Source organism: Clostridium mediterraneense (assembly GCF_900091705.1).
Taxonomy (GTDB): domain Bacteria; phylum Bacillota; class Clostridia; order Clostridiales; family Clostridiaceae; genus Sarcina; species Sarcina mediterraneense.
On sequence record NZ_LT594785.1, the window covers coordinates 851,931 to 874,006 of the forward strand.

Consider the following 22,076-nt stretch of genomic DNA (forward strand, 5'->3'; position numbering starts at 1 on the left):
AGGTGAAAAAGATAAAAATAAGTAAGTGGGTATTTCCACAAATTCTAGTATTTTTTGCTATTGATATGGGAGGAAAGTTAGTTTTTGCTTTTATATTTATAATAGCACATGAATTTTTTCATTATTTGATTGCAAAGAAGCTTGGAAATAATATTTTGGATTTTAAGGTTCATGTTTTAGGGGCAACACTTCAGATAGAGGATTACGAGGGTCTTGATTTAAATGATGAGATAATTATATGTTTAGCAGGACCTGTTTTTAATTTAATTGCAGGAGGAGTAAGTTTTTGTCTATATAAATTTTATGGTGAAGTTTTTTTATTAAATATTTTTGAGGTTAATATGGTTTTAGGCTTATTAAACCTTTTACCAGCCTATCCTTTAGATGGTGCTAAAATTTTGAGAGCAATTTTAAGTAAGATATTTATGTATAAGAAAGCACATAAAATAGTTATGTGTATTAGTTTTAGTATATCAGTGATATTTATTTTATTAGGAGCTTTTTTAATAACTATAGATTTTGCGAGTATAAATATTTTAATAGTTGGACTTTTTATTTTGCATACTACTTATACGACTAAAGGAAGAACTATGTATATAGTTTTAGATCAAATTATTAAAAAGAATAAAAGATTTAAAAAGAATACTTATATAGATAATAAAGATATATCTGTTTATTATAAAGGTGACTTTATTAAACTTCTTAATATGGTTGAGAAAAATAAATTTAATACTTTTCATATTTTAAATGATAATATGGAACTGCTTTATGAAATTAGAGAAGATGAGGTTGTAGATGTTCTAAAGAATAAGGGAAATATGAGCCTTGAGGAATATTATAATGAGCAAATAAAATAGTATTGGAATATTGGTTAATTTAAAGTTTTATGATACAATTAAATGAAATTATAAAGAAGTATATTAGTTTGTACTTCTTTTTTCTTTTTAAATAATTTAAAGTTTTAATTGTAAAGAATATTCATTTGTTAATATGATAAAAATTAGATAGAACCTTATGGAGAGGTTTTCCTTTAGGTGAATATATTAAGGATTGAAGGCGAAAAGATGAGAGAAATTTTTATAGAGAGAAGAGAAAATATATTAAGAGTTGCCATTAAGGATAATGGTGAATTAAGTGAGTGTTATATAGAAGAGGCACTAGAAGAACCTTTAGTTGGTGAACTTTATAAAGCTGTAGTAAAGAGAATAGTACCTGGAATTAAGGCTGCTTTTTTAGATATTGGATATGAAAAAGAAGTTTATATGTCTTTAGATAAAAAAGATTTTGATAGTTTAAAACCAGGATCAGAATTTATCGTAGAAGTTATGAAAGAGGAAATAGGTAAAAAATCTGCAAAGGTTACAAGTTCATTTTCTTTAGCAGGAAAATATATAGTCTTAGAAACTAAACATAAGCTGATAACAGTATCTAAGAAAATTAAAAACCATGCTTTTGAAAAAGAGATAAGAAGTCTTTTAAAGAAACCAAGTGATGTAGGGGTAACTCTAAGAACACAGGCAGAAAATGTAGGGATATATAAAATTCAAAGAGAGCTTAATGAACTTTATGAAGTATATAAGAGCATAGAGCAGAAAGCAAAATATGAATTAAAGCCTCAAAAACTTTATGATAATAATGCTTTAATTAATAAAATAACTAGAGATTTTGTTAACGAAGAAACTAAGAAGATAGTTTTAGATAATGAAGATGATTTTAAGTTAATAGAAAAGTTATTAATTGATACGGAAATAAAATTAGAATTACATAAAGAAATTAGAACATTGTTTAGCTTTTATGGAATAGAAAAGGCTATTTTAAGTCTTAGAAATAATAGGGTTAATTTAAAATGTGGTGGGAATATAGTTATCGAGAAAACAGAAGCTATGTATACTATTGATGTAAATTCAGCTAAGAATAACTCAGCTAAAAGTAAAGATACAACTGTTGATATAACTAATATAGAAGCTGCTAAAGAAATAGCAAGACAAATTAAGCTTAGAAATCTTAGTGGTATTATAATAGTAGATTTTATTGATAGTTATAATGAACTTGCTAAAGAAAAGATTCTTAATATTTTAAGATATGAATTATCAAGGGATAAGCAAAAAGCTAAGGTTTATGAATTTACAGAGCTTGGACTTATTCAAATTGCTAGAGCAAGAAGAGGGAAGAGTATTTATGAATTCCTAGAAGAAGATTGTAATAGATGTAGTGGACATGGAAAGGTATTAAAACTTTCATATATTTATCTTCTTCTTAAGAATGAAATTTTAAGATGGGATTTAGAAAATAATATTAGAGATTTCCATATAGTATTAAATAAGATATATGAGAAAGAAGTAAGAGGTGATATCTTTAAATTCTTAAAGGATATAGATGCTTTAAATCTTAATATTTATCTAAGTTTTGAAGAGTTTGAAGACTTTTATAAAATAGAACCTCTTATATTTAAAAACCAGATAGAAAATGTTAAAGATTACTTAGTTAAGAATATTGAAAAATATTAAAATTAGCTTTACAAGGACTGTCAATTATGATAGAATTTCTTTTGTAAACCGCTCACGAATAGGTTTTTTTTATTAAACAGTTTTACTGTACCTTAAGTGGCGAGACCGTTATGAGGAGGTGTTTTTATGTACGCAGTAGTTACTACAGGAGGAAAACAATACAGAGTTCAAGAAGGAGACGTATTATTCGTTGAAAAGCTTGATGCTGAAGTAGAATCAACAGTTGAATTAACAGAAGTTCTTGCAGTTGCAAAGGATGGAGAAATCAAGGTTGGTACACCAGTAGTTGAAGGTGCTAAGGTTGTTGCTAAAGTTTTAGCTCAAGGAAAAGCTAAGAAGGTTGTTGTATTCAAGTACAAACCAAAGAAAGACTATAGAAGAAAAAATGGTCACAGACAACCATACACAAAGTTAGTTATAGAAAAGATCGAAGCTTAATTTATTATGATTAAGATTAGAATTGAAACAAAGAACGATAACATAATATCCTTTACAGTAAAAAATCATGCTCTTCGTGAAAGAGATATGATTTTAGCAGGGGAAGCATATGATATGGTATGTAATTCTGTATCAGTATTAGCTCAAAGTGCTTTAATTGGTTTAGATGAAGTGTTAAAGCTTAATGTAAACTATGAAATTGCTGATGGATATTTAAAGCTTGATTTAAATGGATTCACTGATGAAGAAATTAATCAAGCTCAGGTTTTATTAAAAACCTTTGAAAAAAGCTTAGAGAGTGTAATTCTAAGTATAGAACAAAGTTTTGGATATAAGAAACGTTGTGAATATATAGATTTTAAAAAAGAGGAGGTGTAGTAAAATGATAATCATGAACCTTCAATTATTCGCTCACAAAAAGGGAATGGGTAGTACAAAGAACGGAAGAGACTCAGAGTCAAAGAGATTAGGTGTTAAATGTGCAGACGGACAATTCGTACTTGCAGGAAACATCCTTGTTAGACAAAGAGGAACAAAAATCCATCCAGGTGCTAACGTAGGAAAAGGTGGAGATGATACTCTATTCGCAAAGATAGATGGTGTTGTTAAATACGAAAGACTTGGAAGAGATAAGAAAAAAGCTTCTGTTTACCCAGTAAACATAGAAATAGCTGAATAATTTTTATTCTTTAATAAAAAGCACCCTAGACACTAGGGTGCTTTTTTAGAACCAATTAACTGAAGGTAGGATTTAAATGATTCTATCTAGGCAATAATAAAAATAAATCCTATTTGACGTAAGGTAAGGTGATTAAATGTTTATAGATACAGCCAAAATATTTGTCAGATCTGGTAATGGTGGAAATGGAGCTATCTCTTTTAGAAAAGAAAAATATATCCCATTAGGAGGACCTGATGGTGGAGATGGTGGAAAAGGTGGAGATATAATTTTAAGAGTTAATCCACAAATAACAACATTATTAGATTTAAAATATAAGAGAAAATTCATAGCTGAAGAAGGTAAAAACGGCCAAGGTTCAAAATGCTATGGAAAAGATGGTAAAGATCTTGTTATTGAAGTACCAATGGGAACAATAGTAAGAGATGAAGAAAGTAATAAAATAATGGTTGACCTTTCACATGCAGATGATGAGTACATAGTTTGTAAAGGTGGAAGAGGTGGAAGAGGTAACTGTAAATTCTGTACACCTACAAGACAGGCGCCAAGTTTCTCAGAACCAGGTATGCCAGGTGAAGAAAGAATGATAAAGTTAGAGCTTAAACTTTTAGCTGACGTTGGACTTTTAGGGTTCCCGAATGTAGGAAAGTCAACACTATTATCAGTAGTTACAAAGGCTAAGCCTAAAATAGCTAACTATCACTTCACAACTTTAAAACCTAATTTAGGAGTTGTTGCCGGTAAGGGAACAAAACCATTTGTTATGGCTGATATTCCAGGTATTATTGAAGGAGCATCAGAAGGAGTTGGTTTAGGTCTTGAATTCTTAAGACATATCGAAAGAACAAGACTTTTAATACATGTTGTAGATATTTCAGGAATAGAAGGAAGAGATCCAGTTGATGACTTTAAGAAAATCAATGAGGAGCTTAAAAACTACAATGTAAAGTTATGGGATAGACCACAAATAGTTGTTGCTAATAAGATTGATATGTTATACGATGATGAAATCTTTGAAAACTTCAAGAAAGAAGTTAATGCAATGGGATATGACAAGGTATTTAAAATGTCAGCAGCTACATCTCAAGGGGTTGATGAACTTATGAAAGAAGTAGCAATGATGTTAGATCAAATTCCAGTAACAGATCTTTATATTGAAGAAGATGAAAGATATATACCAGAAGATAAGAACTTCACATATACAATAACACCGATAGTTGAAGATGGAGTTAATGTATTTGTACTTGAAGGAAGCTTTATAGATAGATTATTAATGTCTACTTACATTAATGACCCAGATTCATTAAGATATCTTCATAAGGTACTTACAACTAAAGGTATATTTGATGAATTAAGAGAAATGGGAATAGAAGACGAAGACATAGTAAGACTTAAAGACTATGAATTCGAATATCTAATGTAATTATTGGAGGCAGAGTTATTATGATAACAACAAAGCAAAGAGCTTTTTTAAGAGGACTAGCAAATAAATTAGATCCTATATTCCAAGTTGGTAAAAATGGAGTAGAAGATAATTTCTTAAAACAATTAGAAGAAGCTTTAGAAAAAAGAGAGCTTATCAAAATAAAGGTTTTAGAAAATAGTGGATTAACAGCTAGAGAAGCTTCAGATATAATTTGTGAGGAAATTGGATGCGAAGGAATTCAAGCTATCGGAAGTAAGCTTGTAATTTATAAGCAATCAAAGAAAAATCCTAAAATAGAATTACCTGTTGCAAAAAGAAAATAATATTATCTATAGGACTGTCTCAAGTGGGGCAGTCTTTTTATATTATAAGCTAAGAGTAATTTTTGAGTGTAGAGTATAAATTTAATTAGTTTATTAAATACTTATAGAGTTCCTATTATCTAATATTTTTTGTTATAATATTTAGAGATTGTTAATTTAGGAGAATGTTATGTTAGAAGAAAAAATTAAGGATTATTTAAAAGAACATTTGAGTGATAGAAGATATAATCATACTTTAGGAGTTTGTCAGTCAGCGATTGAACTTGCAAAACTTTATGGGGAAGATACAGAAAGAGCAAAAATAGCAGCTCTTATTCATGATATGGCAAAGGAAATGCCTATAAAAGATCAAAAAGAAATATTAGAAGTAAATGGCTTTAAGATAACTGAGGATGAAGAAAATTCACCACAGATATTACATGGCTTTGTTGCATCTATTTTAGGAAAAAGTATATTTAATATAACTGATGAAGAAATACTTAGTTCTGTTTATTATCATAGTACAGGTAAGAGAGATATGACAAAACTTGAGAAAATAGTTTATCTTGCTGATTATATTGAGCCAGGTAGAATTTATCCAGGTGTAGATGAGCTTAGAGAAGTTTCTAAGAAGAGTTTAGATGAAGGTGTACTTATGGGACTTAATAATACAATTAAGCTTGTTATTGATAATAGAGGGGTAATACATCCACTTACATTAGAGGCTAGAAACTATTTAATAATTAATTTGAAAAAATAGTATTTTAAGCTAAGGAGTAGTTAAATGAGTAAATTAAAATCTGTAATAAACGATGATTATGATAAAAAGAAAATTAGAGAACTTTTAAAAGATAGCTTAGAGTTATCTAGTAGATTTATTAAAAAAGCTGGAAGAGAGAAAAGAGTTTTTGTAAATGGTAAGCCTGTTACTATGAATTATATTTTATCAGCTGGAGAGATTGTAGAAGTTGAACTACAAAGAGAAGAAAGTCAAGATATAGAACCAGAAGATATAGATATTGAAGTAGTTTATGAGGATGATGATATTTTAGTATTAAATAAGCAGCCTTTTATGGTTGTACATCCAACTAAAAATTATAGTACAGGAACTCTTGCTAATGGTATTTTATATTATTTTAAAAAGACAGGTCAAAATTGTATAGTAAGACTTGTAAGTAGACTTGATATGAATACTTCTGGTCTTATAATTATAGGAAAAAATCAATATGCTCATGCAAAACTTTCATCTGAAATGAAGACTGAAAGATTCCAAAAAAGATATCTTGCTTTAGTTCATGGGAATTTTGTAGAAAAAGAGGGTACTATAAATAAGCCTATATATAGAGTAGGTGGAGAAACTATTGAAAGAGTTATTGATGAAAGAGGAAAAGAGAGTATAACACATTATAAAGTTATTGAAAGCTTTAATGGAGCAGATCTTGTAGAATGTTTACTTGAAACAGGGAGAACACATCAAATTAGAGTTCATTTAAAGAGTATGGGACACCCTATATTTGGAGATGAGCTATATGGTAAAGAATTTGATGATGAACAATACATAAATAGGCAAGCATTACATGCTTATGGATTAGATTTTTATAGTCCAAGAAGTGAAGAAAAGTTATCTCTTAGAGCAGAACTTCCAAATGATTTAAAAGAACTTATAAATAAGCTTAGAAATAATGAAATAAAACTTTAATTATAAAAAAGATGGTAGAATATCTACCATCTTAATTTATTTCGTCTATTTTTACTTTTAAATATTATCTTTTTATATCTTTTTCTATAACGCATTCTAAATAATCTATCTTTAATTATAAATATAATTATCAGTAGTAATACCAGTACAGCTAGTATTATTAATATATTTGATTTTATAAAGTTTATAGATTTTTTTAGAGGTGAAGGAGAAACATCAACTCCACTTAATAAAGGTAAATGTATAATAGTTTTATTGTTTACTAAGATTTCTGAATTTAGCACTTCTTCGCCTTTTTTTAGCGTAATATTATTTAAATCTTTATTTTCAAGCTTTATATTGGTAGATATATTATCATCTGTTGAAATAGTTTTACTTCTTGAAAATGAAGTAGAATCGTTTTCAGTTAGATAATATACATCATCTGAAGCAAGTAATGGTACTTTAGTATCATTATTTACTGCAATACTTGAAACTTCATCACCTTTATTAATTATTTTAACTAAACCATAGTTATCAAAACCATAATCCATTAAAGCTTTTGTATCTGTAAAATTATTTGCTTTTAATTCAGATTTTAAAAGTACAGATATAAGAGTCTGATTTCCTTTTTTTGCAGCAGCAACAAAGCTACATTTAGCTAGCTCAGTATAACCAGTTTTAGTTGCAATTAAATGTTCATAATAGCTCGAACTATTAGGATTTATCATTGATGTTGTATTGTTTACCCATTTAGTAGCCCCATCTACTTTACTTTCAGGTAATTCATATGTAATAGTTTTACTTATTCTTAAATAATCTTTATTCTTTATAGCTTCTCTCATTATTAGAGACAAATCTGTTGCTGTAGTGTAATGATTATCATCATATAATCCACTAGCATTAACAAAATTAGTGTTAGTAGCTCCAAGTTCTTTTGCCCTTTTATTCATAAGCTTAGCAAATTTTTCTTCACTCCCTGATATATGTTCTGCAAGTGCCATAGCTGAATCGTTAGATGATTCTAGTAATAAAGCATAAAGGAGTTCTTCAACAGTATACTGATCATTCTCTTTTAAGGCTATAGAACTTCCATCTGCAAATGGAGGATTTTTCCCAACAGTTACAATATCATTAAGCTTAGTATTCTCTAGTACTAGTAAAGCAGTCATAACTTTTGTTGTTGATGCTGGTGCTAATTTTTTATCAGAATTTTTTTCAGCAAGAATTGTACCAGTAGTTGCATCAATAAGAACCATTCCTTCAGCATCGACAATAGGTTCATTTTCTTTAGCAAAAGTAAGTGCAGTGTTAAAGAAAGTAAAACATATTGTTAAAGAGAATAGTATCTTTAAAAATCTTTTCATAAAATTTTACCCCCGAATGATATGTATTTTATTTTATGATTATATAAGAATTAGTTATATGGCATATTTATACTGATAATATGCAATTATACAAAAATATCTCAAAAAAATCTATAAAAAAATGTAAAGTTGTCAATAATTTAAATAAAAATTAATACAATTAAACTATTTTTATTTATTTGGAGGGGTTATGAAAAAGAAAGAGAGAATAATAGGAGCTATTGTACTTTTAGCTATTTTAGGGTCTGTACTTTTATTTGTTTTCAATATGAGAAAGCCACAGGAGTTTTCTCAAAAGGAAGTTTTAGAAATGTTTAATGAAGAGGGAGATAGTGGTATGGAGTCAACTAAAAAAATAAGTAGTAAAAGTGAAACAGTTAATGAAGAAAAAAATCAAGACGAAAAGGCTGAGAGAAAGAATATAGTAGTTGAGATAAAAGGAGAAGTAGTAAAGCCAAATGTTTATACCCTAGCTGAAAATAGTAGGGTGAATGATATTATAGAAAAGGCTGGTGGATTAACTAGTGAGGCAAATATAAATAATATAAATAGAGCAAGTTTACTTTCAGATGGTGAGTGTATAGTTATAAGAAATATTAATGATAAAGATGCAGAGGTACAAGAGGAGAATCTAAATAGTAAGGTAAATATTTTAAGCCAAGGTGGTAGTTCAGCAAGTAGTGGAGATAGTATAAATATAAATACAGCTTCTAAGGATGAATTAAAGACTTTATCAGGTATTGGTGATACAAAAGCTGAGGCTATTATAGAATATAGAGATTCTAATGGTGGATTTAAGTCTATAGATGAGCTTAAAAATGTATCAGGGATAGGTGAAGGAACTTTAAATAAAATTAGGGAAAAAATTAATATTAATTAGATAGTGAGAAATAGAAAATAACATTTAAATGCCACATAGATGGCAAAAATAAATTGTAAACTATTGAAATATATACTAAGTTAGAGATGGTATTGAGGAGTAGTATGGTTTACATAAATAAAACTGTATAGTATACTAATGAAATGACATTTCTACGTTTGAAATTTGAGGAGGGTCAATAATGGAAAATAGTAATCAAGAAAGTAGAGAATTAATAAATAATGAGAGTACTGGTGAAAAGGGATTCTTTTCTAGATTAATGAGTGCAGTTTTAGATCAATGTATCGTAGTTGCATGTTCATTTGCTAGTTTATTAATAATAGATGGATGTGCAAGATTATTTGGATATTATATAACAGAAAGAGTAGAAGTATTCTTTATAGTATATGTTCTTACAAATATTATATATCCTACAATAATGCAAGGAACAAGATTTAAGACTACATTTGGAAATAGATTATTTAGATAGTATTTTAGAGGTGAAGGCATGAAAAAAGGTAGTGAGTTAGAGCTTATTATAGAAGATATAGAGTTTCCTGCTAAGGGAATAGGATATGTTGATGGATTAAAGGTATATGCTAAAAATACATTCCCAGGACAAAAAGTTTTTGGGAGAATAAGCAAAAAGAGAAAAAACTATGCTGAGCTTAAAGTTTCAGAAGTAAGAGAAAGAGCTGAATATGAAATAGCTCCAGTTTGTGATCATTTTGGTGTATCAGGTGGATGTCTACAACAAGTTATCCCTTATGAAAAGCAATTAGAACTTAAAGAAATTCAAGTTAAAAAGCTTTTTGAAGAAGCAAATAGATCAATGGGAGAATTCATTGGTATAGAAGGAAGCCCAGAAATAAATAACTATAGAAATAAGATGGAATATACTTTTGGTGATGAATCAAAAGGTGGAGAACTTAATCTTGGAATGCATATGGTTGGAAAGAGATTTGGAATTGTTAATATAGATGAATGTTGTTTAACAGATGATGACTTTGCAAAAGTATCAAGAGCAACAGTTGAATATTTCAGAAAACAAAACCTACCATTTTATAAGATAATGCCAAGAGAAGGGTACCTTAGACATCTTGTAGTTAGAAAAGCTCAAAAGACAGGAGAAATATTAGTTAATCTTGTTACAACTACTCAAATAGATTTTGATTTATCAGAGTATGCAGAAATTATTAAATCACTTAATTATGATGGAACATTAAAATCAATAATACATACTGAAAATGATTCATTCTCAGATGCTGTTATAGCTGATAAAATTAATGTTTTATATGGAGATGATTATATAACAGAAGAACTTTTAGGTCTTAAGTTTAAAATTTCTCCATTCTCATTCTTCCAAACAAACTCACTTGGAGCAGAAAAGCTTTATAGTATAGTTAGAGACTTTATGGGAGATGCAGAAAATAAAGAAGTATTTGATTTATATTGTGGAACTGGAACAATAGGTCAAATAGCAGCTGGTAAGGCTTCAAAGGTTACAGGAGTTGAACTTATTGAAGAGGCTGTTGTTGCAGCAAATGAAAATGCAAAGCTTAATGGACTTGATAACTGTAAGTTTATAGCTGGTGATGTAGCAGAAGTTATAAAAACAATGAAGGGTAATCCTGATATTATAATTTTAGATCCACCAAGAGGTGGGGTACATCCAAAAGCTATGGAATATGTAATAAAGTTTAATGCAAAGCAAATTATATATGTTTCATGTAATCCAAAGAGTCTTGTAACTGATTTAGAAGCTCTAGAAATGAATGGATATGAAGTTGAAAAGACTTTACTTATGGATATGTTCCCACATACTCCACATATTGAAACAATAGTTAAGCTAAATAAAGTTAGATAATAAATTAAAAGAATCTATTCAGTTTTTCTGAATAGATTCTTTTTGTTACATAAATAATAGTAAGCTTACTGCCATAAGAACCATTCCAGCAACCATTCCGTAAATTGATAAATGGTGTTCACCATATTGTCTTGCTGATGGAAGTAGCTCGTCCAATGATATAAATACCATTATTCCAGCAACCATTGCAAAAACAATACCAAAAGTTGTATCATTTATAAATGGCCTTAAGAGAGTGTAACCAATTAAGGCTCCTAAAGGTTCTGTAAGTCCTGATAGGAATGAATAACAAAAAGCCTTTTTTCTATCTCCTGTTGCATAATATAGGGGTACTGATACTGCTATACCTTCTGGTATATTGTGAATAGCAATAGCAAATGCTATTGGAAGTGCAATTTCTGGCTGTTGTAGTCCAGAAATAAAAGTAGCGAGCCCTTCAGGAAAGTTATGTATTCCTATAGCAAGAGCTGTAAATACACCCATTCTGAGAAGTTTACTTTTAGTATTGCTAGAACTTAAAGAGTTTGGATTATCTTCTATATTATCAACTGCATCCATATCTTCAACTTTTCTAAGTTCATGTGGATTTTCATGAGATGGAATTAATTTATCAATAAGTGCAATAAGAAGCATTCCACCAAAAAAAGCTATTACAGTAACCCATGCACCTTTACGCTCTCCTAAAGAAGCTTTTAGTGAAGTTTGAGCTTTAACAAAAATTTCTATCATAGATACATAAATCATTACACCAGCTGAAAATCCCAAAGATACTGCTAAAAATTTTGTATTTGTTTTTTTAGCAACTAAAGCTATAAGGCTACCGATTCCAGTTGCTAAACCAGCTAGTAGTGTTAATGAAAATGCAAAAAGTTCTTTACTCATATATTTCCTCCTTTATGTGATATTTTATTTATATTCGTTATAGTATTATATTCATTATTTTTTATATTTGTTAAATAGTAATATTATTTTAATATTTATTGAAATTTAATATTAATTGAAATTGAATATCAATTAACATTATTGTATCTTAGTTGTAACCTTTTAGCAATACTTAAATTAATATTTGTTGGAATATGCTAAAACTACTTTTTAATTTGCAATATAGACTTTACATAATAAATATTAATTAATAATAGATGATTGATAGATGGCTCATTTGTTATATTTCAATGTAGGTAATAAAATTCTAATATCATGTTATTTGATGTGAATTTAATAAAATTGTTATTTTGACAGCTATTAATTATTTTAGTACACTCAAGTTATAGCATAATAATAAAAGGTGGAGATATTAGTGATTAAACATATAGTAATGTGGAAATTAAAAGATGAAAATAAAGAAGAAAATGCTCTTAAGATAAAAAAAGACTTAGAAGCCTTAAAATCAGAAATATCAGAAATAAAAGAAATAGAAGTTGGAATTGATGTTAATAAGTCAGAAGCAGCATATGATGTTGTTTTATATTCAACATTTGATTCACAAGAAGATTTAGATAATTATCAAGTACATCCAAAGCATAAAGAAGCTGGAGTATTTATAAGACAAGTAGTTTCATCAAGAGTAGTGGTAGATTACGAAGTATAAAAGAACCTTTCATAGGTTCTTTTTATTTTGGATTTTATTTAAAGTATTTTTTCTTTAAAAGTGGACAATCTAAAAGTATAAGAATATTAAGGAGGCGAAAAAAATGATTTCAGCAGAAAATGCTTATATATTAATTATGCCAGATAAAACAGTAGCTGGTGTCGAAGATATAGAATATGCTAGAGCCTTTGTAAATACTTATTATGAAATTAGAGTAAGAGATTATCATGAAAAAGAAGAATTTTCAGATTATGATCTTCAAGATGAAGATATGAGAAATGGTATACTTGTAAGAATAGGTCAAAATGAGGGTCATCCTTTATTATATGATACAGATTCTGTTATAGAAGCAATTAGAGAATCAGAGTTATTTGATTCAGAAAAAGAAATTCTTATAAAGAAACTTTTAGGTAAGGATATAAAGTTTGATGCTGAGAAATATGGTTTAGAAAGTTTAATAGTTGATGTTGAACCTAAAACAATATTTGATGATTAAGAAATCTGGGGATAAAATCCCTGGATTTTTTGATTTTGACATAAAAATATCATATTATAATAAAGATTCGTGATATAATTAGTTTTATATTAATTTATTAAACAAAGGTTAAAATAAAAGTCAGGATGTGAGAATAGTTGAAAGGCGAAAGCAAAAACAATAGAAATGTAATACTTAATGCATTTTCTTTAACAGCTAAAAATCTATGGGGAATATTTAAAATAGTAATAATATTCTATATTCTTTTAACAATATTAGCTGGAGCACTTACATATGCAGGTATATCAATAGGTAATTTTTATGGAGAAAAAGCTTTATCAGGAATTTCAATAGCTGTTGTTTTAGGAGCTGCATTTATTATGTTAATAATTCAAAGCTTTACAGATGCAGGTGCAATAATGGTAGTGTATGAAAGAATACATGGTAGAAAGATGAAAACAAGAAGTGCACTAAAAGCAATTTGGAAAAAGAAGTGGAGATTAATAGGTGCTGCTATATTAACAAGTATAATAACAGGTATAGCAGGCTTTTTAATGAGTATAATATCAGTTTTAATAATTGCGTATATCGGATCATCAGGAAGAATATTTGCAATAATATTATCATTTGCAGTAACTGCGATAGCAGGTCTTTTAATATCATTTATAGTTCCTTTAATTATGATTAAAGACTATAAGGTATTTGCTGCACTTAAAAGAAGTGTAAGATTAATGTTTACAACTGATGGTAAAGTAATATTAAATGTATTAGGTTTAATGTTAGTAGCATTTGTAATAATGGTAGGATTTAATTTCTTAAGAATGATACCAAATCTATCATCAGGTATGACACTAGCAATAACTTATTTACTTGTGTTAGTAGGTCAATTATCTTTAGTATATATAGAAGTTGGAAAGATTCTTATATTTAATGAATATGAGTAATTTAAAATATTAAATAAAAAAAGAGTTATCTTTTGATAGCTCTTTTTTTATTTGCTTTATAACAAAAGGGTAAAATATATGATTTTAAAATGAAAATTTCATATCATATTCATAATTCGATTGTAAAATATAATTAATTTTTATGTAACTATTTCGGAGGAGAGAAATTAACTAAATAAAATGAAAATATATATATTATTTTTTAAAATTCATATGTATATTTATGTATTAAAAGTTGATAATTTCTATCTGAATAATTATATATCATTTGATCACAAAAAGGGGGCATATACATGAAGAAGAAGTGGTGGATAGGAATAATAGTTATTTTATTATTTGTACTAGCTTTTGTAGGATATAAAGAGTATAACAAGAAAAATAATGTTAATAATAAACCAGTAATAACAGTAGCCATGTCAGGTACTTATTATCCATTTGGATTTAAGGAAGGTGACAAATTAGAGGGCTTTGAAGTTGATGTTTGGAATCATATAGCTGATAAGATAGGATATAAAGTAGAATATAAAACAGCTTCATTTAGTGGATTATTTGGATTACTTGATTCAGGTAAGGCAACTACTATAGCTAATCAGATAACTGTTAATAATGAAAGAAAAGAGAAATATTACTTTACTGAACCAACTGTTTATACAGGAGCTCAGATAGTTGTCAGAAATGATGAAAAAGGTATAACTGATTTAAGTTCACTTAAAGGAAAAACTGTTGGGGTTGACCTTGGAAGTAATTATGAGCAAATTCTTAAATCTTCTGGTGAAGATATTAATATAAAAACTTATCAGGATACAAATGTAGCATTTAATCAATTAATGATGGGAAGAATAGATGCGGTTGTTATAGATAGAGTATCAGCAGCTATGATGATAAAGAAAGAAAATCTTCCTTTAAAAATGGTAGGAAAACCAATAGAATCTCTTGAAAATGCATATCCATTTGTAAAAACTGATGCAAATAAAGAGCTTATAGAAAAAATTAATACTGCTATCAATGAAATGAGAGCAGATGGAACATTAAAAAATATCTCAGAAAAATGGCTTGGAACTAATGTAACTTCACCTGGAGATACTGATAATTCAGCAAATATAAATACAGTAGCTAATAAGGATAAAGCAGATTCAAGTACTAGTAATTTTAGTATAGAGTATACAATGCAAATTTTACCTAAAGTTTTAGAGGGAGTAAAGGCTACACTATTAATAGCAGTTATTTCAATGATAATAGGGCTTATAATAGGACTTATACTTGCAGTGATAAGATATTATAATATAAAAGGTTTAAAACAAATAGTTGAAGTGTATATATCATTCTTTAGAGGTACACCATTATTAGTTCAATTATTTATTTTATATTTTGGAATTCCACAATTAATACCAGCATTTAAAGATATGTCAGCATTTATTGCAACTATAATAGGACTAGCTTTAAATTCTTCAGCTTATATAGCAGAAGTATTAAGATCAGCAATAGATGCGATAGATGAAGGACAAATGGAAGCATGTTATTCACTAGGAATGACAAAAGCACAAGGGCTTAGAAGAATAGTTCTTCCACAAGCATTAAGAATAGCAATTCCACCATTAGGAAATGTATTTGTTGATAATGTAAAAAGTTCATCACTTGCATTTACACTTGGAGTTGTAGAAATACTAGCAGAAGCGCAAATGGTAGCAGCAGCTAGTTACAGATTCTTTGAACCTTATGTTATAGCAGCCTTAGTATATTGGGTTATAATTTTATTCTTCAATTGGTTACAAAGAAAACTAGAGAAAAAATTATCTGTATATTAAGAGGTGAATTAGTATGATAAAAGTGGAAAACTTAGCAAAGAAGTTTAAAAATAATGAAGTCTTAAAAGATATAAATCTAGAAGTGGAGAAAGGTGAAGTAGTAGTAATTCTTGGACCATCAGGTTCAGGAAAATCTACTTTACTAAGATGCCTTAATTATTTAGAAGTTCCTGACAAGGGGAATATAACTATTGCAGATTTATCTATAGATGCAACAAAGGTTACTAAAAAAGATATTAATGAACTAAGAAAAAAATCTGCAATGGTTTTTCAAAGCTATAACTTATTTAATAATAAAACAGTAATGCAAAATGTTACTGAAGCTTTAATAGTAGTTAAAAAGATGAGTAAGATAGAAGCAGAAAAAATAGCTATAGATATGCTTACAAAAGTTGGGCTTCAAGATAAAAAAGATGCCTATCCTAAAACTTTATCAGGTGGTCAAAAACAAAGAGTAAGTATAGCAAGGGCAATGGCAATAAATCCAGAAGTAATTTTATTTGATGAACCAACATCAGCATTAGACCCAGAGCTTGTTGCAGAAGTTTTAAATGTTATAAAAAATCTAGCAAAAGAGCATAGAACTATGATAATAGTAACTCATGAAATGAGTTTTGCAAAAGAAGTTGGAGATAGAATTATATTTATGGAAGGCGGACTTGTAGTAGAACAAGGAACTTCACAAGAGATATTTACAAATCCAAAAGAAAAAAGAACTAGAGAATTTTTAGCAAAATTTATACAAAATATAAAATAAAGAGTTATCTTTTTAGATAACTCTTTTTTATTTATTATTGTTTCTTATTCATTAAACTATTTCTTATCTTTTTAAATTCAGGGAAGGCTTTCTTATATAAGCCATATACAAATCCATTGATAACTAAATCAAATTCTCCAATAAATTCAACAAAGTTTCCATTGAATCCTTTTTTGAATTTATATAGTCCGTATAATGGATTTTCTGGATTTAAGTCTCCTGAAACTCCTCTGAAATCATAAACAGGACAACCAAGTTCAATTGTATCTTCAATCATAGCCCATTGCATTGCAAAGTTAGGCATTGTATCTCTTAATTGGTTATCTGATGCACCATATAGGTACCAACCTATATTACCATAATATAGGTATAATGATCCTGAAAGATAAAGTTCTTTACCTTCATAAGGTTTGATTTCATCAAGCTTTTTATTAAATCCTTCTATTTGTCTTTCTGCTTCTGCAACCTTCTTTTCTTGGTCTGCAATTCTTTTTTCTATTCTTGATCTCTTATCTGCATCTTCTTCAGCAGCAAGTTTAACCTTTTGTTCTTCTACTTTTTTAATAGCCTTATTTTTTTCATCTTCTTGTTTTGCAAGTTTTTCATTTAATCTATTAAAATCATTCTCATAACTATATTTAACCATGTAAAGTCTAGCATGAGGTGCTAAATAATTTATCATGTTTTCAAAGTAAGCTTTATTTCTTACTATAAAGTTATCTCTCTTACCTGTTGTAACCATGATTTCATGGAATCTTGATATAACTTCATTATTAAGAGTATCTTTATCATAAACTTCTACAGTTAATCCTCTTTCTTCAGCAACTTTTATGTTATATCTTGTTTTACTTGAGAACTTCTTAAATACAATTTTCTTTATATCAGTTTTATCTCCTTCTGTTGGAAGTGGAAGTCTGAATACAAAGTTTGGTTGTATAGCTTCAAAGTTCTTACTATCAGTATTTCTATATCCTAAGCTCTTTAAGAATTCTTTTGTATTATTTCCTTCTTCCATTAATTCTTCATTTTCACGAAGATGGATATCAGGGTCTACAGTAATAAAGCTAACTTTATTTTTTTTAGCGAAATCTTTAAGATAATTTGTAAATTCAGTTACAAGTGGCTTATTTGTATAATCACAAGTAAATCCTCTTGGTATGTATCCCATATATATGTTAACACGTGGAGCCTTTCTTAAAAGAATAGTAGCAGTTAATACTAATTCATTATTGCTATCATATCCTCCAATAAATTTATGTTGCCAGTCTCCTTTTAGTGAAGCCCAATAAGAAGTTTGAAATATATGTCCTTTAGAATGAGTTGCATTAAATTTATCAACTTCAGTAGGAGCTATTTCTTTAAAATTATACAATGTTGTTTCCTCCTCAAAATTTTCCATTGAAAGTTTTCTTATATTCTGTTTCGATAATTATTAATTTTTTATAAAAAAAATTAACTTTTTCTAAAAGCATATGTATATTCTAATATGAATTTAAGCGATATTCAAGTTAAGATAAGATTACGATGAAAAAAATGTTATAAATTTAAAAAACTTATTCAAATATGTTATCATTAAATAAAATGTAATTTAATGGGAGTGGGAAGGATGTTTAATAGGGATGAAAAGTGGAGAAGATATGTAAAAGTAAATTGGCCTAGTAGTATTGATAAAGATAGAGATTATGTAGGAATAAAAAAGTATTATGAGGATTTTACTAAAGGTAAATATGGTGAGATTGATGACCAGACTTTTAGTGATTTATCAATGAAAGAAGTATTTGATAAATTAGATAGAACATATAGTAGTGCTGGGGAAGCAAAACTTTATAATATGTTAAGAGATCCTATTTATGATAAAGATAAGTTAGAGAGTATTTCAAAGCAAATAGAAAGCTTTAGTAAAAATGTTGAAGAGAGAATAGATATACAAAAAGAATTTTTGAAGCTTGGAAAGGATAGAAATTTTTCATTTATTGATTTTTTGTCGCAAGATTGGCAAGGTAACAAAAAGAAGAGAATTTTATATATTTTTTTAGGAAGAGTTTTACCTTTAATATCTATAGCTTTATGTTTTATAAGACCACAACTCATAGTTCTTTTTGTGGGAATAGTTTTTATGAATTCTTATATAAGTAATAAAGAAAGTGGAGTTAAAAATACAAAACCATATGAAGCTATACAATATGCAGGAAGAATGATGAAAACTAGTAGATATTTATTAAGTAAGAATTATAAAGTTATAGAGCCTTATAATAAGAGATTAGAAAAAGTAATGGATATACTTAAAGAAGATGAGAAGAAATTTAAGTTAGTAACTTCAACTTTATCAGGGAGTATTCATGATATTGAAATTATAGAGCCATTTATAGATGTAGTAAGACAATGTAGTTTAGGATTAGAAAATTCTTATTATGGCTTAATTGAAAATACTAATAAGTATAAAAAAGAATTAAAAGAGCTTTATGATATTTTAGGAGATATAGATGCACTTATTTCAGTAGCAGCGTATAAAGAAGATATTGAATATGAAATTTCAACTCCTGAGTTTATAAAGGAAGATATATTTAAAATTATAGATGGAGCACATCCTTTAATTGAAGATGTAGTTACTAATTCTATAGAGATAGATAATAAAGGTATAGTTCTTACAGGAACTAATATGTCTGGTAAATCAACATTTTTAAGAATGCTTGGAATCAATATAATATTTGCTCAAAGCTTTAATTTTGTTCATGCAAAAGAATATAAAGCACCATTTCTAAATATTATAAGTTCTATAAGCCCAGAAGATGATGTTATAACAGGAAAGAGTTATTATCTTGCAGAAGCAGAATCTATTTTAAGAATAATAAATAATTTAAATAAAGAACTAAAAGTATTCTGTGTTATAGATGAAATATTTAGAGGAACTAATCCAGTTGAAAGAATAGCAGCATCAGAAGAAATACTTAAATATATTCAGCAAAGAAATTCAGTTTCTTTAGTCGCAACTCATGATAGAGAACTTACTGAACTTTTAGAAAGTACTCATAAATTTTATCACTTTAGTGAAGAAGTTGATGAGAAAGATGGACTTAGTTTTGATTATAAGCTTAAAAAAGGTGTACTTAAAACAAAAAATGCAATTAAATTGTTAAAGTATGTTGGTTATCCTAGTGATATAATTGAAGGAGCATATAAAAATATAGAACAGAACGATAATAAAATAATATAAGGGAGATGTTCTTAATGAAAAGAAAAGTTACATGTAAACAAAATGTAGGTAAAAGATGTATAGTTTGTGGAGTGGAAAATAGTTTTGGTTTAAAGACTGATTTCTATGAATTAGATAATGGAGAGCTTTTAGGAGTTTTTAGAACTCTAGAAGAACATCAAAGTTATCCTGGTAGAACTCATGGTGGAATATCAGCAGCTATTTTAGATGAAACAATAGGTAGGGCAATTTGTATTACTGATCCAGAAATTTGGGGTGTAACAATAGAACTTCAATTAAAATATAGAAAGCCAGTTCCACTTGGAACAGAATTAAGATGTGTGGGTAGAATAACTAAAGATGGTAGAAGAGCATTTGAAGGTACTGGAGAGATTTTACTTCCAAATGGTGATGTAGCAGTAACTGCTTATGGTAGATATATGAAGCTTCCAGTGGATAAAATATCAGATGTAGAGCTTGATGAAGAAGAGTGGAGAAGTAATGAAAAAGATACTGACCCAACAGAGGTAGATCTTCCAGAAACAGATAAAGTAAAAAGATAGGTGATAAAGATGATAGAAATAAAAAAGAATTATGTTCTTGAAAAGGCAAAAAGACTTTTAGAATTTAATAGTCCAAGTGGATTCTGTTTTGAAATCATGGATATGGTTGAAAATTGGGTGAATTCTTTTGGATATAAATTTGAAAGAACTAATAAAGGAAATGGAATTATAACTATTGAAGGAAAGAGTGATGAGAAAGTTATAGGACTTGCAGCTCATGTTGATACTCTTGGAGCAATGGTAAGATCAATAACAAGTGATGGTACTTTAAAATTTACTATAGTTGGTGGACCAATAGTTCCAACACTTGATAGTGAATATTGTATTATTAGAACTAGAGATGGAAAAGAGTATTCTGGAACATTTTTAAGTACAAGTGCAGCTATTCATGTTTATGCAGATGCAAAAGATAAAAAAAGAGATCCTGAAAATATGGAAATAAGAATAGATGAAGTTGTAAAATCTAAAGAAGATGTAGAAAAGCTTGGAATAGCACCTGGAGATTTTGTATTTATAGATCCTAAAACTACAATAACAGAAAGCGGATTTATAAAATCTAGATTTATAGATGATAAAGGTAGTGTTGCAGCTTTAATGGGGCTTCTTGAAGCAATGAGCAGTGAAAAGATAGTTCCAACTTATAAAACAAAGATAATAATTTCAACTTATGAAGAGGTTGGCCATGGTTCATCTTATATACCAGAAGATATAACAGAGCTTATAGCTGTTGATATGGGATGTATTGGTGAAGATTTAACATGTACAGAATATGATGTATCAATTTGTGCAAAAGATTCAACAGGTCCATATGATTATAATATGACAACAGATCTTATAAATTTAAGTAAAGAAAATAATTTAGATTTTGCTGTAGATATATATCCTTTCTATGGTTCAGATGTTGGAGCAGCACTTCGTGGTGGAAATGATATAAGAGGAGCTTTAATAGGACCAGGTGTTCATGCTTCTCATGGAATGGAAAGAACACATTATAAAGCAATAGAAAATACAATAAAATTACTTTATTTATATTTAACTAAGTAATTAAGAAAAGCTATCTCAAAAGAGATAGCTTTTTTCATTATTGATTTCTTGATGCATAAATTTCTTTTTCTACTTCTATAAATACCTTAGCAATTTCATCATAAGCCTTAGCCCATGCATTAATGATTTCATCTGTTGCTGCATCACCTAAAACTTCTTTGATAGCTATTAAAAGATTAGAACCTACTATTGGGTAGTGCTCTGCTTTAATTTGACGATCACAGTGAACTTCACCTATTTTTTTAACTACTGGCATAATTGCTGATAGATTGTCTATATTTTGTGCAGCAGCTAAAATTGACATAGCTAATGCTTTAGGTTGTTCTCCTGATTTTTGTTTATCCATGTTAAAGAATACTTTAACTTCAGGATTGTTTTCAAACATAGTTTTATAGAAAACTTTTGTGATTTCTACTCCATGAGTTCTTAATACAGGTACTGTACTTTTTACGATTTCAATTGTTTTTTGATCTAACATAATAGTTTCTCCCTAAAATTATATCTATATTTAAGTTTATATATTATCAACTTATTAGGCATAATATAGCATAAAGGAATTTAATGAGCAAATTATATGCTCATTT

General features: G+C 28.3%; 24 protein-coding genes. 20 read left to right on the top strand and 4 right to left on the bottom strand.

The annotated features are described in order from the left end of the window. Positions 1–2: 2 nt before the first annotated feature. The 9 genes from BN8917_RS06135 (at position 3) to BN8917_RS06175 (ending at position 7,051) form a co-directional block, all read left to right on the top strand. On the top strand, positions 3–857 hold the full coding sequence (locus BN8917_RS06135; protein ID WP_084748507.1) for a site-2 protease family protein: 855 nt from the start codon (positions 3–5) through the stop codon (positions 855–857). 177 nt (positions 858–1,034) lie between these two features. Then, complete coding sequence (locus BN8917_RS06140) at positions 1,035–2,507, top strand: Rne/Rng family ribonuclease (protein ID WP_235829981.1); 1,473 nt, start codon at positions 1,035–1,037, stop codon at positions 2,505–2,507. 126 nt (positions 2,508–2,633) lie between these two features. Then, positions 2,634–2,945, top strand: coding sequence for a 50S ribosomal protein L21 (gene rplU, locus BN8917_RS06145; RefSeq protein WP_066871963.1), 312 nt, complete (start codon positions 2,634–2,636; stop codon positions 2,943–2,945). A 6-nt stretch (positions 2,946–2,951) separates the two neighbouring features. Continuing rightward, a complete protein-coding gene (locus tag BN8917_RS06150; RefSeq protein WP_066871966.1) occupies positions 2,952–3,323 on the top strand; it encodes a ribosomal-processing cysteine protease Prp in 372 nt (123 codons plus the stop codon). A 4-nt stretch (positions 3,324–3,327) separates the two neighbouring features. Next, entirely contained in the window at positions 3,328–3,624 is a 297-nt protein-coding gene (rpmA, locus tag BN8917_RS06155) for a 50S ribosomal protein L27 (RefSeq protein ID WP_066871969.1), read from the top strand. Positions 3,625–3,760: 136 nt separating this feature from the next. After that, positions 3,761–5,047, top strand: coding sequence for a GTPase ObgE (gene obgE, locus BN8917_RS06160; RefSeq protein WP_066871972.1), 1,287 nt, complete (start codon positions 3,761–3,763; stop codon positions 5,045–5,047). 20 nt (positions 5,048–5,067) lie between these two features. Continuing rightward, positions 5,068–5,373, top strand: coding sequence for a ribosome assembly RNA-binding protein YhbY (yhbY, locus tag BN8917_RS06165; RefSeq protein WP_066871974.1), 306 nt, complete (start codon positions 5,068–5,070; stop codon positions 5,371–5,373). 169 nt (positions 5,374–5,542) lie between these two features. Beyond that, positions 5,543–6,112 carry a bis(5'-nucleosyl)-tetraphosphatase (symmetrical) YqeK gene (gene yqeK, locus BN8917_RS06170; RefSeq protein ID WP_066871978.1) on the top strand — a complete coding sequence of 190 codons (570 nt, stop codon included), beginning with the start codon at positions 5,543–5,545 and terminating at the stop codon, positions 6,110–6,112. 24 nt (positions 6,113–6,136) lie between these two features. Next, positions 6,137–7,051, top strand: coding sequence for an RluA family pseudouridine synthase (locus tag BN8917_RS06175; protein ID WP_066871981.1), 915 nt, complete (start codon positions 6,137–6,139; stop codon positions 7,049–7,051). Between the two features lie 23 nt (positions 7,052–7,074). Here the strand turns inward: BN8917_RS06175 and BN8917_RS06180 are convergent, their stop codons facing one another. Beyond that, complete coding sequence (locus BN8917_RS06180) at positions 7,075–8,397, bottom strand: D-alanyl-D-alanine carboxypeptidase family protein (protein WP_066871984.1); 1,323 nt, start codon at positions 8,395–8,397, stop codon at positions 7,075–7,077. A 190-nt stretch (positions 8,398–8,587) separates the two neighbouring features. Between BN8917_RS06180 and BN8917_RS06185 the strand changes: the two genes are divergently transcribed. From BN8917_RS06185 to rlmD, 3 genes are all read left to right on the top strand, one after another. After that, entirely contained in the window at positions 8,588–9,277 is a 690-nt protein-coding gene (locus tag BN8917_RS06185; protein WP_066871987.1) for a helix-hairpin-helix domain-containing protein, read from the top strand. A 181-nt stretch (positions 9,278–9,458) separates the two neighbouring features. Continuing rightward, positions 9,459–9,746 (top strand): RDD family protein, encoded by a 288-nt coding sequence (locus BN8917_RS06190; RefSeq protein ID WP_066871990.1) that lies wholly within the window; start codon positions 9,459–9,461, stop codon positions 9,744–9,746. 18 nt (positions 9,747–9,764) lie between these two features. Further along, positions 9,765–11,123 (top strand): 23S rRNA (uracil(1939)-C(5))-methyltransferase RlmD, encoded by a 1,359-nt coding sequence (rlmD, locus tag BN8917_RS06195; RefSeq protein WP_066871993.1) that lies wholly within the window; start codon positions 9,765–9,767, stop codon positions 11,121–11,123. Positions 11,124–11,168: 45 nt separating this feature from the next. Here the strand turns inward: rlmD and zupT are convergent, their stop codons facing one another. Next, positions 11,169–12,005: a zinc transporter ZupT gene (gene zupT / locus BN8917_RS06200; protein ID WP_066871996.1), complete on the bottom strand. Its 837-nt coding sequence runs from the start codon at positions 12,003–12,005 to the stop codon at positions 11,169–11,171. Between the two features lie 415 nt (positions 12,006–12,420). Here zupT and BN8917_RS06205 point away from each other — a divergent pair, with 415 nt between their 5' ends. The 5 genes from BN8917_RS06205 to BN8917_RS06225 all read left to right on the top strand — a co-directional run bounded on the left by BN8917_RS06205 (position 12,421) and on the right by BN8917_RS06225 (position 16,692). Continuing rightward, positions 12,421–12,711 (top strand): Dabb family protein, encoded by a 291-nt coding sequence (locus BN8917_RS06205; protein ID WP_066871999.1) that lies wholly within the window; start codon positions 12,421–12,423, stop codon positions 12,709–12,711. A 103-nt stretch (positions 12,712–12,814) separates the two neighbouring features. Further along, complete coding sequence (locus tag BN8917_RS06210; protein WP_066872002.1) at positions 12,815–13,207, top strand: hypothetical protein; 393 nt, start codon at positions 12,815–12,817, stop codon at positions 13,205–13,207. A 137-nt stretch (positions 13,208–13,344) separates the two neighbouring features. Further along, complete coding sequence (locus BN8917_RS06215; RefSeq protein WP_066872005.1) at positions 13,345–14,130, top strand: spermidine synthase family protein; 786 nt, start codon at positions 13,345–13,347, stop codon at positions 14,128–14,130. A gap of 293 nt (positions 14,131–14,423) precedes the next feature. Further along, positions 14,424–15,935, top strand: a complete 1,512-nt coding sequence (locus BN8917_RS06220; RefSeq protein ID WP_066872008.1) for an ABC transporter permease subunit — start codon at positions 14,424–14,426, stop codon at positions 15,933–15,935. A gap of 13 nt (positions 15,936–15,948) precedes the next feature. Beyond that, the gene (locus tag BN8917_RS06225) at positions 15,949–16,692 is read left to right on the top strand and encodes an amino acid ABC transporter ATP-binding protein (protein ID WP_066872011.1); all 744 of its coding nucleotides are present in this window, start codon (positions 15,949–15,951) and stop codon (positions 16,690–16,692) included. Positions 16,693–16,726: 34 nt separating this feature from the next. Here BN8917_RS06225 and BN8917_RS06230 read toward each other — a convergent pair whose 3' ends face one another. Continuing rightward, positions 16,727–18,064 (bottom strand): lipid II:glycine glycyltransferase FemX, encoded by a 1,338-nt coding sequence (locus BN8917_RS06230; protein ID WP_066872015.1) that lies wholly within the window; start codon positions 18,062–18,064, stop codon positions 16,727–16,729. 234 nt (positions 18,065–18,298) lie between these two features. Here BN8917_RS06230 and BN8917_RS06235 point away from each other — a divergent pair, with 234 nt between their 5' ends. From BN8917_RS06235 to BN8917_RS06245, 3 genes are read left to right on the top strand one after another with little or no spacing between them, the layout of a single operon-like run. Next, positions 18,299–19,906, top strand: a complete 1,608-nt coding sequence (locus tag BN8917_RS06235) for a MutS-related protein (protein WP_066872018.1) — start codon at positions 18,299–18,301, stop codon at positions 19,904–19,906. Between the two features lie 14 nt (positions 19,907–19,920). Then, the gene (locus tag BN8917_RS06240; RefSeq protein ID WP_066872021.1) at positions 19,921–20,448 is read left to right on the top strand and encodes a PaaI family thioesterase; all 528 of its coding nucleotides are present in this window, start codon (positions 19,921–19,923) and stop codon (positions 20,446–20,448) included. A gap of 9 nt (positions 20,449–20,457) precedes the next feature. Continuing rightward, on the top strand, positions 20,458–21,492 hold the full coding sequence (locus BN8917_RS06245; RefSeq protein WP_066872024.1) for a M42 family metallopeptidase: 1,035 nt from the start codon (positions 20,458–20,460) through the stop codon (positions 21,490–21,492). A 37-nt stretch (positions 21,493–21,529) separates the two neighbouring features. Here BN8917_RS06245 and BN8917_RS06250 read toward each other — a convergent pair whose 3' ends face one another. Beyond that, on the bottom strand, positions 21,530–21,970 hold the full coding sequence (locus BN8917_RS06250) for a globin domain-containing protein (RefSeq protein WP_066872027.1): 441 nt from the start codon (positions 21,968–21,970) through the stop codon (positions 21,530–21,532). Positions 21,971–22,076 lie beyond the last annotated feature (106 nt).